Source organism: Enterococcus sp. H57 (assembly GCF_003112495.1).
GTDB lineage: Bacteria > Bacillota > Bacilli > Lactobacillales > Enterococcaceae > Enterococcus_B > Enterococcus_B faecium.
The window spans coordinates 1-15,521 of the sequence record NZ_BEHC01000036.1; the positions used below are offsets into that span (position 1 = coordinate 1).

Genomic DNA, 15,521 nt, shown 5'->3' on the forward strand with positions numbered 1-15,521 from the left:
TTTCCTTTAAAATGACTCATCGTCATTCCTCCTGCTATCTTTTTCTATTATTCTACCTTATCTGATAGTAGATTTAAAACTTTGCAACAGAACCTTTGCGCTAATTTTCTGGTGTAACAAATAATTGTCACGCCATGGTACACTTGATATAACGCCGATTATGCTATCTGTGTCACACCGGTGTGACAAACTAAAAAAGTGAGTGTGACAAATATCGTGATGAAAGCGTCGTCAAAAAGCGCTTGCGTGAATATATAATGATTTTGTCAGGAGGATAGTCAAATGAACAAACGAATTCGTGAAATACTCAAAATGATTATTAAAAACCCTGAAATGAAACTTTCCGCTTTGACAAGTGAACTCGATTTGACACGTCGTCAAATCAACTATGCCATCAACCAATTCAATGAAGACTTGGAGATGAAAAATATCCCAACGATCCAGCGTAGTCACTCCGGTGATATTACAGTACCGATTGAAGTGATCCAAATGATGTCCCAGTTGGATCAGGAAACGGTGGACGAACAAGCAACGTTGGCATTGACGGAGGGAGAACGTGGGGCGCTGATAGTGATGACTTTGATTACCAATATCGAATATGTTAGTCTGGATCATTTGTTGGATATAGTAGAAGTCAGCAAAACTACCATCATGGATGATATCAAACGAACCGACGCCCTACTAAGAAACTACAGTTTGACAATTCAATACGACCGGATTAACGGGTATCAATTGGCTGGATCGGAACACCGAATCTTGCAACTGTTATCTGATTTGGTGAAGCAGTGCCCGATTTTCCGTCGGGAAACCATCCGAGGCAAGTTGGTTCATGGCGTGACGGAAGAAGAAATTGTCCATCTGGTTCACAATATGGAACAAATGTTACACCTTAGTTATTCCGATGAGTCGGTGGATTACCTGCAAACGGCGGCCCGTTTTTTAGTCAGCCGGGGCATCAAAGTATCCACTAAACCGGATTTCTTTCCCGGTGAGGTCAGTAATACACCGGAATACCGGATGTTGACGATTTTAGTCGGCGAGACGGCTTGGAACTTATCCAAGAGTTACCTGGAATGGTTCACGCTCTTATTTTTGACTTCCAATATTTTTGAAAGTAAGACCACCCAGAACTACGATTCAGATCAAGATTTACGTAAATTGATCAGTCAAATGGTGGAAAATTTTCAAAACCAAACCTTGATTATGATCGATGATCGCGAAGACTTTGAACGTCGGATATTAAGTCATTTACGACCGGCCTGTTTCCGGATCCGCTTTAACTTGAGTTTGGGGGTCTATTCTGTCGATAGCCTGATCAAAGACAGCAACCATGCAATCTTGATCGACTTGATGAAAGAATTGATTATTCCCATCGAGAATTGGCTGAACAAAGCCTTTCCGAACGACGAATTGGATTTGTTGTCTTATTATTTCGGCTACCAGTTAAGCAGTCATAACAAGCTGAACAAACAGCGGCCACGAGCAGTGGTGGTTTGTACCAACGGCGTTATGGTTTCCAAGTTAGTACGGGCCAATATGGAAAAACTTTTTCCCGAAATTCATTTTTTGGCTTCCTTATCGGTGCGAGACTTTTACAAGTTTGAAGTCGATTACGACTTGGTTTTTACTACAACACCTTTAAACAGCGCCATGATGCAGTTCATTATTGATCCCATCATGACTTATCAGGAACAAATCAGTTTGCGCTACCGAGTCTTAAGTGACTTGGGCATCACTAAGGTGGATCGCGCGCTGGATGAATTGTTGAAAATCGTCAAAAAATATGCGACGGTCAACGATCAAGCGTCTCTGCGGGAAGAGTTGCAATACTTCTTGGTGAAACAAGATGAAAGTACTCCATTGGATAATTTCCAAGTCTTACCTTCTTTGACTCACTACCTGCGTCCAAATTATGTGCAAGTAATCGATCAGGAGATGACTTGGGAAGAGGCAGTCAGTCTGGCATGTCAACCATTATTGGATCATCAGATCATCGATTCACGCTTTATTAATGATTGCGTGAATCAAATCAAACAACCCGGTTACGCCGGTTATCTGGGGATGCGAACCTGCATCCCGCATACCACTGTTGATAAAGGGGTCATTAATGACGGTGTCAGCATTATGGTTTGTCAAAAACCGGTGATTTTTCCGAATGGGGAGGCCATCAGTTTGATTTTGCCATTATCCTTCTTTGATTTAACCAAGCATTTACGAGCTATCAATCAGATCGCCGATATCGCCAAAGATGATTCTTTGATTGATCAGTTGGTGGCTTCAGCAGATGAAAAAACCATCTATCAATTATTAAGACAAAGTTCTTAAGGAGGAAAAAATGAAATTAGCTGATTATCCAAGATTTACCGTAATTATGCGGGGCTACACGTTTGATCAAGCAGATGCGATTTTACAAGCAATGCAGGAATTTGATCATCAATTTGCAGTGGAAATGACCATGAATACTGAAGGAGCCATCGATCATATCCGTGAGTTGAATAAACGCTACGGGGATACGACCTACATCGGAGCCGGCACCGTTAGAACCTTAGAACAGGCAAAAGCTTGTTACGAAGCTGGTGCCAAATTCTTATTAGGCCCGCACATGTTTACTGAGGAAATGTTGGCCTACGCCAATGAAAAAGGTGTATTGGCAGTACCGGCTGCGATGACACCGTCAGAGGTCAATCAAATGTTTGCCCAAGGGGCGGACATCGTCAAAGTTTTTCCAGCAGCAGTAGTTACACCGAGATTTTTCAAAGATATCCAAGCGCCTCTTGGCAAATTGCCCTTGATGGGTGTCGGTGGCATCAGTAAAGAAAACGCCAAAGAATTTTTTGAAAACGGCGCCAGTTATTTAGGCCTGGGTTCCGGGATGTTCAATAAGCAGGATATCGAAGAATTGAATGTTAAGAATCTTGCCCAATCAATGAAAGAATTGCTGGCAGCGATTTAATATTATGGGCGATATACAGGTGAAATATGAACAAGGAGTGGAAAGTATGGAACTTTATCTGAATGAGGAACTTGTCTTCCGAAACGTCGAAGCTTCAACAGATAGTGAAGTTTTGGCCTATCTGGCAGGTGAACTTTATCAAAAAGGGTATGTCAAAGAGGAGTACATCCAAGCAATCCAAGATCGGGAAAAAGAATACCCAACGGGATTGCCATCAACGCCCCCGGGAATTGCTATTCCCCACGCAAATTATGAAATGGTCAATAAAACGACTTTGGCGATTGCCACGCTAAAAGAGCCGGTACTTTTCCATAATATGGAAGACAATAAAGCTCAATTACCAATTCAGATCGTGATTATGATGGCAATTGGTGAGCCCCATGGGCAAGTGGAAATGTTGCAAAAAATAGTCGGCATCATCCAAGATGAACCATTGCGTCAGGAAATGATTGACGCCCGCAATGATACAGAATTATTGGCTTTATTAAAGAAAGCCGTTTTTTAAAAAATAAAAAATCACGAGTGGAAAGCTCGCAATCGGAGGAAATTATCATGAAAAGAATTTTAGTCGCATGTGGAAACGGTATTGCAACATCAACAGTGGTAGCAACAAAGGTTAAAGAATACTTGCAAGAACACGGAGTTGAAGTGGCAACTACCCAAACCAAACTAATGGAAGTGCCCGGCAAAGTCGAAGGGTATGATTTGTTGGTGACAACCGGTCAATTCGATGGTCAAACCGGCAATGTGCCAGTGGTAAAAGGCATGCCTATCCTGACAGGAATCGGTGCTGACAAAACGATGGAAGAAATCTTGAACTTATTGAAATAATAGCGGATTAAAGGAGCTGAAAAAATGAAAATCATTATGAATGTCTTTAACTTCTTTATCGATGCTGGACCGACAGTTATGTTGCCAGTCATCATTACCATCATCGGGTTGATCTTTGGTTTAAAGATTACCCGTGCATTTAAATCAGGTTTGACGTTGGGTATTGGTTTTGCCGGAATCAAATTGATTTTGGACTTTATGACCACTAACGTCGGCCCGGCTGCGAAGGCTATGGTTGAACGGACCGGTGTTAAGCTGGATGCGTTGGATGTCGGTTGGGGTTCAATCGCCGCAGTTACGTGGGCATCACCCATCATTCCAATCCTGATTTTCGCCATCTTACTGGTTAATATCGTTTTATTGGTTTTGAAACGTACCCATACGTTGGACGTGGATATTTGGAATTACCATCACATGGCCATCGTTGGGGTGATGGTCTACTTTGTTACCAAAAATGTGTTTTTAGGTGTTGGTGCCTCTGTTGTGATGGCAATCGTTACCTTTAAAATCTCCGACTGGTCACAACCGATGGTGGAAAGCTTCTTTGGAATTCCGGGCGTTTCCTTGCCAACTGTGTCCGCCTTGTCTTCCTTAGTGATTGCTTGGCCGTTGAACTGGTTACTGGATCGTATTCCATTATTCCGCAAATCGAAATTCACGATCAAGGATGCACAAAAATATCTTGGGTTCTTCGGTGACTCAATGATCATGGGGCTGGTTATTGGGATGGTGATTGGTGCTTTGGCCGGTTACGATATCAAGGCCGTCTTGCAATTAGGTGTCAGCATGTCCGCCGTTTTGGTTTTGATTCCTAAAATGACCTCATTGTTCATGGAAGGTCTGATGCCAATTTCTGATGCAGCTCAAAAATGGTCCCAAGAAAAATTCAAAGGAACACGTTTATTTATCGGATTGGATGCAGCGGTTGTCGTTGGGAATCCAGATGTTATTACAACAGCATTGATCATTATTCCTTTAACAATCGCCATGGCCTTAGTCTTGCCAGGAAACCGCGTTTTACCATTTGCCGATTTGGCCGTTGTGCCTTTCCGGGTAGCGATGGTGGTTGCCTTGACTCGCGGGAATTTGTTGAAAAACATCGTGATCGGTTTAGTCATTACTGCTTCATTGCTATGGTGTGGTTCTGCAACATCCCCAATGTTGACAGCAATTGCTAAATCAGTGGGTATCGACTTGGGTACTTCATCAATGTTGATCTCATCATTTGCGGCAACTTCCATGATCCAAAGTTATTTGGTATTCATCGCCTTTGCCTACAAACCAATCATCGGGATTCCGGTCTTATTGTTGGTATTGGCAGGTGTATGGTACTACTTTGACGGTGTGAAAAAAGTGAACCGAGAAATGAATGAACCAGTAGAAGCACAATAATTGGAGGGTTTAAATTGAAAATTTCAGATATTACAGTATACAAAGTAAAACCAAGATGGATCTTCGTGAAGATTTCCACCGATGAAGGCATTGACGGCTGGGGGGAAATGATCTCCGGAACCAAGACTGAAACAGTTGTTGCGGGTGCTTATGAGATCGGTAATCGTTTGATTGGGCGTAATCCATTTGAAATTGAACGCTTATTCCAAGAAATGCATCGCTCCTTCTTCCGTGGTGGCCCCATCAATGGGACGATTGTTTCCGGATTGGAAATGGCGCTGTGGGATATCAAAGGAAAAGCCTTTAACGTCCCTGTCTATGAATTATTAGGCGGAGCCGCCCGGGATAACATTAAAGTTTATTCGTGGATTGGTGGCGACCGGCCAAGTGAAGTCGCTGAACAAGCGCAAGACCGTTTTGATCGTGGCTTTACTGCCGTTAAAATGAATGCTACCGAAGAATTGCACTATATCGACTCTTACAAAAAAGTGGATGAAGTTGTCGAACGGGTGGCATCCATTCGGGAACGTTTTGGTGACGCGATGGATATCGGTGTGGATTTCCACGGTCGGGTGCATAAACCAATGGCTAAAGTTCTAGCGAAGGCCCTGGAGCCATTCCACCCAATGTTTTTGGAAGAAGTTGTCTTGCCGGAAAATGAAGAGCATTACAAAGAAGTTGCCGATGCAGTTGCTGTCCCTTTAGCAACCGGCGAACGTTTGTACACTCGCTGGCAGTTTAAAAATATCTTCAAACAAGGCGCCATCGATATTATCCAACCAGACGTAGCCCTTTGCGGCGGAATTTTAGAAACCCGCAAAATTGCGGCTATGGCTGAAGCTCATGATATGGCCGTGGCACCACATGCACCATACGGACCAGTTGCATTAGCAGCTACCTTGCAAGTGGACTCATGTACACCAAATGTCTTTATCCAAGAACAAAGCTTGGGTATCCACTACAATAAAGGCTTTGATTTGTTGGATTTTGTCAAAAACAAAGAAGTTTTCCAATACAAAGACGGCTATGTTGACCTACCTTCTAAACCAGGCCTTGGTTTGGAAATGGATGAAGACCGCATTAAGGAAATTTCTCAAGAAGGTTTGGTTTGGACCAACCCACAATGGAAAAACTACGACGGCACCATCGCCGAGTGGTAAAAATAAGTAAAGGATGATAGAAAATGGCAGAAGCACTAGTGATTGCAGGCTTTTTAGGATTGTTGGTCGTCTTACAAGTAAAAGATCAAAAGAAAATTATCGTGGCGGCTCAAACCAGCTGGATTCGTATGGGTTTGAGTATCGCATTGACGGTAGCGATACTTGTAATCTTTTGGCCAAGTAATCTGGCGGATCAAATCAAACTGGGGGCTTTTGCCGCTATTATCCTGATCAATGGTTTCTTAAAAGAAGGCTTGTCACAAGAAGGAGTCGTTAAACTAGGTGTCTTGAACGGCGAGTTTGCCCGCTACCCCCAAATTCAAATTGAAGAATTAGCTGGTGGCAACTCTTTTGTTTCCTTCTACAAGAGTAAGAATAATTCTTTCTCCCTGGTCTTTGGCAAATCGCAAGCTGAGATGGTGGCGGCTTTACAACAATTGGCCACTGATTCAGAGCTGGTTCTGGGTGAAATGGCGGATGAGAAACGTCCGCTTGCAAAGGGGAGTGCCCGATGATTTACGTAGCACGTCATGGTCAGACCCAATATAATGTGGACGGCAAAATTTGCGGTCATGCGGATATTGAGCTGACGGAAGTCGGTTATGCTCAAGCAGAGGAATTGGCTCAATTGGTCAGCGACTTGGAGCAGCCAATCACTAAAATCTATGTCTCACCATTGAGGCGGGCCCAGGAAACGGCCCGAATCATTAATGAAAAAGTGTCGGTACCCATTGAGGTGGAACCGCGCCTAATTGAGATGGATTTTGGACAGTATGATGGCTTACCAATTGAAACACCGGAATTCCAAAAGGTTCGTGTGGAATTCTCGCTACCATTACCAGACGGCGAATCCATCATGGATGTTGCCGGTCGGGTGTATCCTTTGCTGGCAGAGTTGGAACAAAGTGACGAAGATGTTTTGTTGGTGTGTCACAATGCCTTGATTCGGGTGATTGACAATTATTTTCATGGGAAGACGATGATTGACTTCTTGAAATTCAATGTGGACAATACTCAGCTGTTGAGGTACGAAAGGAAACGATATTAATTAATGATATTTATATTAAAAAGGCAATCCATCTGAGGTGGATCGCCTTTTTTTATGAGGCTCAATTACTATTCATTTGGTTGGCTCCTAAGTTTCGGGTTCAACCAAATAAAATCAGTGATTCCATCATCGATTCTCTTTTGATAATCTTCTGTCGGTAAAGTATTTGTTATTACTGAGTGAGAATCAGCGAAATCAGCAATTTTGTAAAAGTGAGGCGAGTCAAATTTGTGTTCATCAACTAGTAAAATAGAATGTTTTGACCGTCTCATTATTTGTTGTTTGATTTTAGCTTGTCCCAAGCTAGCTTCATAAACCCCGTCTAGGTCGATTCCACGACAAGAAAAGAAAGAAAAATCATAGACAAATTGTTCTGTTAGAGAGTTTGGTGTTAGTATCAAATCTTAGACAACTGGAGCTGTTGAAGAAGATCTTTCAAGTTGAATTGATTTCGTAAGGCATCAATCAATAGAGTCTTTTCTTGATTTGATAGACGAAGTAGATTGATGCCTTTTCCTTTTTTTAGTAGTTCAGCTGCTCCTTCGAGTAATGCTTTCTCAAGCTGCAATTGGTGTACTTGTTCTTGTAACTCTTCTACTTCCTTTAAAAGTAATTCTTTTTGTTTTCCTTGATTTTTTGAAGTCATGGGCAGAGGGAAATCCTTTCCAAGATAAGTGGCCTTCCATTGATATAGAGCAACCCTACTGATTCCTTCAGCTTCAGCTAAGCCTTTTCTGTTGGTTTGAGGTTTATAGAACTTTTTCAACACGTCTTCTTTTTGATCTTTGGTTAACTTTACCGCACTTTTTCGAAGTTTTCTAGCACCTGGTGCGAGTTCTTCACACCATTGTCGTAAGGAGCCTTTATTTGGGTAACCAAGCATTCGAATGGTTCGTGCATAACATTGACCATATTCAAAATAATGATTCACAGCGACTCTTTTTTGTTCTTCAGAATACTTTGACTTCTTCCGGAGTTCCTGATGGAGCTCTCCAGATACCAAATATTCTTTATACCATTGACGTAGTGCTCCAACGGACGGATAACCTAATTTCCGAATGGTAGCGGCGTAGGAGCAATCATATTTTAAAAATAACTGAATTGCTTTTACACGTTCTTCGTGGGAAAACATACGGATATTCCTCCTAAGTTCATTTTTAGTCCAGGATTATGTCCGCACCCCCGACCACATCACACAAATAAGCAATGCAATTAATTTAGACAAGATTCCTGTAATGGGGTATACACCATGAGCGCCAATTGATCTGGTCTCTTTAGCAACCGGGGAAATGACAAAACGCTACGGGTTCGTATATACAGATATGGATAATGAAGGTAAGGGAACGAAGAAGAGAATCAAGAAAGCATCATTTGACTGGTATAAAAAGGTTATTGCAACTAATGGGGAAGATTTATCGTATTAATTCTTAAACATTTAGTAGAAACGGATTGCTCTTATTTTGTCAAACAGATAAGGGCAATCTGTTTCTCTTTGTATAGAGGATTTGAAGAGACAGACATTAAAAGAATTTCTTATTTGATAAAAAAATTGCTTACTGTATGAAATTGGTTTTATGATCCTATATTTTCAATATGTTTAGAAAACTTCAGGAACCATCTTGAAACGAGATGTGATATCCAAATGTAGAATAAAATGATAAATTACAGATACAGGGAAGCGCTCCCTAGAAAGGAGAAAAATCATGCATGAAATAAGCAAGCGTCAACATAAATTATTGAGATTGCTTTTGGAGCAAAAAGATTTTTTACCGGTAAATCATTTCTCCAAGATTTTATCTATCTCCGATCGTACATTGTATAAAGACATTGATGAACTGAATAAGGCATTAAAAAAAAGGAAAATTGAAATCTTGAAACGGCAAGGTAAAGGTATTTTTCTAAGTAAGTCTGATTTGTCAAATGATGAAATATTAAAAATTTTTGGTGAAGCTTCAACTCAAATAGACTTCAATCAGCTTCCACTCGAGCGGCAAATCAAAATGGCGGAATATTTATTATTGAGAAACAAAAAGGTGTCTTACCAACTATTATCTGATGAGTTTCTCGTCAGCAGAACCTCGATCTCAAATGACTTAGATCAAATACAGACTGTTATTGAAGGAAGTTCGGTCACGATTCGTTCTGATAATAATGGAACAAAGGTAAACGGAAATGAGTCTGAGATACAAAAGGCAATTAAACAATATGCTTACTTTATCATTGATAAATCAGACTTAACCAATAGCTATAGAGTTCAATTTCCCAGCTTATTATTCAGTTTTTTACCTAAGGACATCATCAAAAAAGTTTCTGGACTTCTGCAAACAAATGATCACTTTAATATCGATAAATTGTCTGATGATCATTTTCAATCATTAGTATTGTCAATCAGTATATTTGTTCTTCGTTTGCAGGAAGGTTTTCATATTGAATATCAAGATAATTTTTTATTTGAAAATGTGGAGTCGCTTAAAACTTTCTTTTTAGCAAATGAATTAGTAGAGAATCTTGAACTGGATAACAGTATCAAGCTAGATTCAAACGATTTTGAATACTTCAATCGACAATTAGTGGCTCATGGCTTCGAACCACGTTTGAGAGATTTAGCAATTCAGAAGGAATACGATGCTGTGGTAAGAAAGATGATTCAGAAGATGAGTGATTCAATTCAGGTTGACTTAACCAGAGATGAAAAACTCTACATGAACATTCTTTATCACTTGGTGTCCATGATATATCGTTCTAAATTGAACGTTCCTGTCAGTAATCCGCTTTTGGAGGAAATAAAGCGAGAGTATTCTGTGTTATACAGTACAACTTGGCTAATATTGGCCGGGATTGAAAAGGAATTAGATATTCGCTTAACCGATGATGAGGTCGCGTTCATGATGATCCATTTTCAAGGGGCCATCGATCGGTTGTCGGCAAATCGTAAGATATTAATTGTTTGTCCTACTGGAATCGGAACATCAGAGCTGATTGCCAATCGTTTAAAAAGGGTATTCTCTCCACAGGATATAGTTGAAGTTGTCTCATTACGAACACTCTATAAAAGAGATTTGAATAAAATTGATTTGGTGATCTCTTCAGTACAATTAGAAAAAATTGATGTTCCTGTAACGTATGTTTCCCCGCTAATGAGTAAACAAGATCTAAAAAAAGTTTCCGCGACTTATCTAGATTTATTTTATGAGGAAGAAGTAAACGATCAACCGTTTGAGCACTTAGGAAAAATAATCGATTCAGATTTGATTTTTTTGAACGAAACAGTTGCTACTAAAGAACAATGCATCAAAAGGATCACTCAAAAGCTTTTGCAAAATGATTTCGTTACGGATTCGTTCGAACAGGCAATTTGGGATAGAGAGAAGCTAGGGGTGACAGATCTTCCAATTGGGGCGGCGATTCCACATCCTTCACCATCAACAGTTAAGGAAAGCAAATTAGTAATTATGACATTAGTAAAACCAATACGTTGGAATTTTCGAATGATCAACACTGTTTTAATGATCTGTGTTGCAGAAAAGGATTTAAAGCATATTAAAGGAATATTATCAGAAATCTATCGGATCGTTGAGACGAAGAAAAATATCGATCGTTTTATCTTTAGCAAAGATGAAGAAGAAATAGTGAAAGTATTAGGAGGTCAAACAATTGATTGATGAAGGTTTAATCGTTTTGGATTCGGCGTTAACAAATAAGAAATCCATCATTCATTATTTATCAGAAAAGGCAAAAGAGTTCGGCTATTTAAAAAATAGCGCAAATTATATTAAAGCTGTAAACAAAAGAGAAGAAGAATTTTCTACAGCGATCGGCTATGACGTAAGTATCCCTCATGGGAAATCAAAAGAAGTAATCAATCCTTTTATCTGTTTTCTTAGAACGAACCAACCAATTCAATGGGATACAAATGGTAATACAGTTGAATTGGTGTTTATGCTAGGAATACCAGAAGAGAATAAAACGACTTTTCATTTGAAAGTACTCGCTGAAATCAGCAAAAAGCTTTTAGATGAAGGTTTTAGAAATGATTTATTAACTGGGAGCAAAGAGTCAATTTTAGATTCACTATATCAAGTAGAAAAGAAAATAGGAGGAATTTAATATGAAAATCGTTGGAGTATCGGCATGTCCTACAGGAGTAGCCCACACATACATGGCTCAAGAAGCATTGGAAAAAGAAGGAAAAAAGAGAGGACATGAAATCAAAATTGAAACTCAAGGCAGCATCGGGATCGAGAATGAGGTTACTGAGGAAGAAGCTGAAGAAGCAGATGTAGTCATTTTGGCGGTATCTGTCTTTATTGAGAATGAAGAACGTTTTGAAGATAAATTAGTTTTAAATGCTGATGTCAATGATGCTATTTCGTATCCTGCGAAAGTATTGGATGCTGCTGAGAAGTTAGTAAATGGGTAAAAATAAAGGAGGATAAAATGAATATCAAAGCTACTTTAAAGGAAGTTCAAAAATCATTTTTAAGTGGGGTTTCTTTCATGATGCCTGCAGTAGTTGCTGGTGGTATCATGTTGGCCATCTCACTTGCTACTGGAGAAAAAAGCGATACAGGAGTTGTTGTTACTAACGAATTAATGCAGAACATTAACCTTTTAGGTAAAGCAGCTTTTGCAATGATGATTCCTATTTTGGGCGGCTATATCGCATATTCAATTGCGGGTAAGCCTGGTTTGGCGCCAGGGATGATTCTAGGGTTCCTTGCTAATAATCCTGTTACTGTAAATGATGTGGAAGTAAAGTCAGGATTTTTAGGGGCGATGCTTCTAGGTGTTGCTGCAGGATATTTGGTCAAATGGATGAAAAAATGGAAAGTTAGCAAAACGATTAAAACCATTTTACCGATTCTGATCATACCAACCATTTCGGTTTTTATTCTAGGTTTGATTTACATCTATGTTGTTGCCACACCATTGGCATTTTTGATGAACGGATTAACTAGTATCATGAGCAGTCTAAACGGTAGCAGTGCCATTTTATTGGCAGTATTTATTGGATTGTTCGGAGAAGTCGACATGGGAGGACCAATCACCAAATCAGTTTCGATGTTTACACTTGCACTTATGAATGAAGGTATTTATGAACCGAACGGTATGTTTAGAATCGCCGTGGCTATTCCACCTATTGGGATCTTTTTAGCGACATTATTCTTTAAAAAGAAATTTACTGAAGGTGATCGGGATGCGGCGGTTGCTGCTGGAATCATGGGATGTATTGGAATTACTGAAGGAGCCATTCCCTTCGTAGTTAGTGATATGAAACGAATCTTGCCTTCAACAATGATTGGGACAGCGGTAGGATGTGTAATTGGAGCGATTGGGAATGTGAAATGCTATGTTCCTCATGGTGGATTTGTTGTATTACCGGTTGTTGACAATAAACTATGGTTTATTGCTGCAATTATAATTGGATCATTAGTGACAGCGTTGATACTTGGCTTTTTAAAGCCGGCTTTAGAAGAAACACCAGCAAAAAAGAAAAATAAGAGTCAAGTGGCGGATTTAACAAAGGAGAAAGCCTAATGAAACTAGAAATGAACGATTTCATCGAAAAGAATAAAGTAATTGCAATTTGTCGAGGAACTTATGGGGAAAAGCTTATTAACTTGGTGTCCGCGCTAAACGATGGTGGAGTAAAGCTTGTAGAAGTTACTTTTGATCAAGGAGATCCTGAATGTTTGACTAAGACTCCAAAGGCCATCGCCTCGCTGGTTAAGGAGTTTGGAAATGAAGTTAAAATTGGAGCGGGTACTGTTCTGTCCATTGAACAAGTTGAAGCCGCTCACCAAGCAGGAGCAGAATATATTATCTCGCCTAATACGAATTCAAGTGTTATCAAACGAACAAAAGAATTAGATATGGTCTCGATGCCTGGGGCGCTAACACCAAGCGAGATAATCTCAGCGAATGAAGCGGGTGCAGATTTTGTCAAGGTGTTCCCTGTTAGAGCTTTGGGGATAGGATATATCAAGGACATTCTTGGGCCAATCAATCATATTAAACTAGTCGCAACAGCAGGAGTCACACCTGATAACTTGCAAGACTATCTTGATCTAGGTTTCAGCGGTGCTGGGATTAGCGGCTATTTAACGGATAAACGTTTGATTGATACAGGTGATTTTGCGACGATTACCAAACATGCCTTGGAAATGATGAGCATTGTAAGAGAAAATAATGTCTCAAACTAGCCCTATTGACAAAGGGGATAGTGTCTTTAAAAAATGAACGCTGAAAGAAAATCGCGGAAAGAGGTTAATAATGAAATTTTTCTTAGATACGGCAAATGTAGATGAAATCAAACGAATCAATGAGTTGGGTTTAGTTGATGGAGTAACGACGAATCCAACAATTATTGCTAAAGAAGGACGAGATTTTGAAGAGGTCATCAAAGAAATTTGTTCTCTCGTCGATGGGCCTGTAAGTGCGGAAGTAACAGGATCGCAAGCTGAAGAAATGATCGCCGAAGCAGAAGTGCTTGCAAAGTGGGCACGTAATGTTGTCGTCAAGATCCCGATGACAGAACAAGGATTGAAAGCAGTAAACACTCTATCTAAAAAAGGAATCAAAACCAATGTAACGTTAGTCTTTACCGTAGCTCAAGGTTTGATGGCCGCAAAAGCTGGCGCTACTTATATCAGCCCATTTTTAGGTCGTTTAGATGATATTGGAACTGACAGTATGGCTTTAATTAAAAACTTGAGAAAAGTACTAGATAACTATGGATACAAAGCAGAAATTATTTCCGCGAGTGTTCGAGGACTTGAACATGTGGAGAAAGTGGCTGAACTAGGTGCAGATATCGCGACAATTCCTGGTAATCTATTCCCGAAATTATGGAGTCATCCGTTAACTGATAAGGGTATCGAGCAGTTTGAAAAAGACTGGGTGGCATTCTCCAATAGGTAATTACAGATTTCTGTGAGTTATATAGTCATTTTTAAGGTAAGAATAAATAGAAGTAACAATGGAGATGATCAAAATGGAACAAAGAAAACCCATCGTAATTATGAATTGGTCTATGAGGCAAAACTTGATTTCTGAAGCAGAAGAGTATGCTGTTGATGTTCTCAACCATCAATCTGAAAACCATAAAGTTGAGGTTGTACTTTTGCCATCAATGGGTACCATCCATCAAGTTTCAAAAGTTCTTACAGGCAGTCAATTTGCTTTCGGTGCTCAAAATATGGCCGAGATCGATCAAGGTGAACTCAGTGGTGAATTTTCGATTCAATCCTTAGTGGATATGCATGGGAAATTTGTCGAACTTGGTCATTGGGAACGTAGAAAATTATACAATGAGACAGATGAGACGATTAATAAAAAAGTGAAGCTTGCTTTAGCATATGACATTTCCCCGATTGTTTGTATTGGCGAGATTGAAGAAAAAGATGCGAATAACGTCATTGATGAAATCAAGAATCCGAATTATGTACAAGAACTAAAAGAAGAATTATTTTTACGAATTTTCAATGCTTTATATCAAATTGATCGCGATAAATTGAAGAAAATCGTGATAGCGTATACACCTGCTTGGGCCGTTGGGAAAACCAAAGCTGCCAGTGCGCCTCATATCAGTCGAGCGGTTGCCATTATTAGGAATTCATTAACTGAACTATTTGGGAAGGACGCGGATAATATTCGAGTAGTTTATGGTGGAACTGTTAGTCCAGAGAATACCAAGACTATGCTGGATTTAGCAGATTTAGACGGTGTCTTGTTGGGACGTTTTGGAAGTGACCCAGAAAGATTGCAGCAAACGATTGAAGTGGTAGAGCAGATTAGATGTTAAATATTTTGAGTTTTAAACTAATTTATGAAAATCATAGAACTGTTCAAAATTTCAAAATGTAACACGAGGGATTGAGTTATATTATTGAAAATAACTCAATTTATAAACGTATAGTATTATTTTGAAGCTCAATCATCTGTATCTGATGATTGAGCTATTTTTGCGTGCGCCCTGCATGGGTGAAAACTTGGTGGTGAAAGTCCACTACAGGCTTGGCAGTAGGAACTGTTAGCGAAAGAGGTTCTGTTGCAAAGTTTTAAATAAAGAATAAAATCCCTTACGGTATCTATGATTTAAGCTGGGATTCCCAATAATACCTTGATTTCAGTACAG

Annotated in this window: 16 protein-coding genes and 2 pseudogenes; 16 read left to right on the top strand and 2 right to left on the bottom strand. The window is 39.7% G+C overall.

The annotated features are described in order from the left end of the window. The first annotated feature begins 282 nt into the window (after positions 1-282). From DIZ30_RS08350 to DIZ30_RS08385, 8 genes are read left to right on the top strand one after another with little or no spacing between them, the layout of a single operon-like run. A complete protein-coding gene (locus tag DIZ30_RS08350; RefSeq protein WP_002362826.1) occupies positions 283-2,325 on the top strand; it encodes a BglG family transcription antiterminator in 2,043 nt (680 codons plus the stop codon). Positions 2,326-2,335: 10 nt separating this feature from the next. Then, positions 2,336-2,953, top strand: a complete 618-nt coding sequence (locus DIZ30_RS08355; protein ID WP_002362827.1) for a bifunctional 4-hydroxy-2-oxoglutarate aldolase/2-dehydro-3-deoxy-phosphogluconate aldolase — start codon at positions 2,336-2,338, stop codon at positions 2,951-2,953. 46 nt (positions 2,954-2,999) lie between these two features. Beyond that, positions 3,000-3,458 (top strand): PTS sugar transporter subunit IIA, encoded by a 459-nt coding sequence (locus DIZ30_RS08360; protein WP_005469866.1) that lies wholly within the window; start codon positions 3,000-3,002, stop codon positions 3,456-3,458. A 47-nt stretch (positions 3,459-3,505) separates the two neighbouring features. Further along, a complete protein-coding gene (locus tag DIZ30_RS08365) occupies positions 3,506-3,784 on the top strand; it encodes a PTS sugar transporter subunit IIB (RefSeq protein ID WP_002362830.1) in 279 nt (92 codons plus the stop codon). Positions 3,785-3,808: 24 nt separating this feature from the next. Further along, positions 3,809-5,176, top strand: a complete 1,368-nt coding sequence (locus DIZ30_RS08370; protein WP_002388305.1) for a PTS galactitol transporter subunit IIC — start codon at positions 3,809-3,811, stop codon at positions 5,174-5,176. 14 nt (positions 5,177-5,190) lie between these two features. Beyond that, complete coding sequence (gene dgoD, locus DIZ30_RS08375) at positions 5,191-6,336, top strand: galactonate dehydratase (RefSeq protein ID WP_002362832.1); 1,146 nt, start codon at positions 5,191-5,193, stop codon at positions 6,334-6,336. Between the two features lie 23 nt (positions 6,337-6,359). Beyond that, entirely contained in the window at positions 6,360-6,851 is a 492-nt protein-coding gene (locus tag DIZ30_RS08380) for a hypothetical protein (protein WP_002362833.1), read from the top strand. Beyond that, positions 6,848-7,384 (top strand): histidine phosphatase family protein, encoded by a 537-nt coding sequence (locus DIZ30_RS08385; protein ID WP_002362834.1) that lies wholly within the window; start codon positions 6,848-6,850, stop codon positions 7,382-7,384. Before DIZ30_RS08380 ends, DIZ30_RS08385 begins: the two co-directional genes overlap by 4 nt. A gap of 68 nt (positions 7,385-7,452) precedes the next feature. Here DIZ30_RS08385 and DIZ30_RS08390 read toward each other — a convergent pair whose 3' ends face one another. Further along, entirely contained in the window at positions 7,453-7,785 is a 333-nt protein-coding gene (locus DIZ30_RS08390) for a DeoR/GlpR transcriptional regulator (protein ID WP_002362835.1), read from the bottom strand. Between the two features lie 2 nt (positions 7,786-7,787). Beyond that, positions 7,788-8,516: pseudogene (locus DIZ30_RS08395) on the bottom strand (transposase); the annotation flags it as partial. A gap of 103 nt (positions 8,517-8,619) precedes the next feature. Between DIZ30_RS08395 and DIZ30_RS08400 the strand changes: the two are divergent. The 8 genes and pseudogenes from DIZ30_RS08400 to DIZ30_RS08435 all read left to right on the top strand — a co-directional run. Then, positions 8,620-8,808, top strand: a pseudogene (locus DIZ30_RS08400) (family 1 glycosylhydrolase); the annotation flags it as partial. 279 nt (positions 8,809-9,087) lie between these two features. Next, positions 9,088-11,046 (top strand): BglG family transcription antiterminator, encoded by a 1,959-nt coding sequence (locus DIZ30_RS08405; RefSeq protein WP_002362841.1) that lies wholly within the window; start codon positions 9,088-9,090, stop codon positions 11,044-11,046. Next, positions 11,039-11,491 carry a PTS sugar transporter subunit IIA gene (locus DIZ30_RS08410; protein WP_002362842.1) on the top strand — a complete coding sequence of 151 codons (453 nt, stop codon included), beginning with the start codon at positions 11,039-11,041 and terminating at the stop codon, positions 11,489-11,491. The genes DIZ30_RS08405 and DIZ30_RS08410 overlap by 8 nt, the downstream gene beginning before the upstream one ends. 1 nt (position 11,492) lies before the next feature. Continuing rightward, positions 11,493-11,804, top strand: coding sequence for a PTS fructose transporter subunit IIB (locus DIZ30_RS08415; protein WP_002362843.1), 312 nt, complete (start codon positions 11,493-11,495; stop codon positions 11,802-11,804). Positions 11,805-11,821: 17 nt separating this feature from the next. Beyond that, positions 11,822-12,922, top strand: coding sequence for a PTS fructose transporter subunit IIC (locus tag DIZ30_RS08420; RefSeq protein ID WP_002362844.1), 1,101 nt, complete (start codon positions 11,822-11,824; stop codon positions 12,920-12,922). Beyond that, positions 12,922-13,587, top strand: coding sequence for a bifunctional 4-hydroxy-2-oxoglutarate aldolase/2-dehydro-3-deoxy-phosphogluconate aldolase (locus DIZ30_RS08425; protein ID WP_002388302.1), 666 nt, complete (start codon positions 12,922-12,924; stop codon positions 13,585-13,587). Before DIZ30_RS08420 ends, DIZ30_RS08425 begins: the two co-directional genes overlap by 1 nt. Before the next feature lie 70 nt (positions 13,588-13,657). After that, the gene (fsa, locus tag DIZ30_RS08430) at positions 13,658-14,305 is read left to right on the top strand and encodes a fructose-6-phosphate aldolase (RefSeq protein ID WP_002380569.1); all 648 of its coding nucleotides are present in this window, start codon (positions 13,658-13,660) and stop codon (positions 14,303-14,305) included. Positions 14,306-14,378: 73 nt separating this feature from the next. Beyond that, on the top strand, positions 14,379-15,188 hold the full coding sequence (locus tag DIZ30_RS08435; protein WP_002362847.1) for a triose-phosphate isomerase family protein: 810 nt from the start codon (positions 14,379-14,381) through the stop codon (positions 15,186-15,188). The last annotated feature ends 333 nt before the right edge of the window (positions 15,189-15,521 follow it).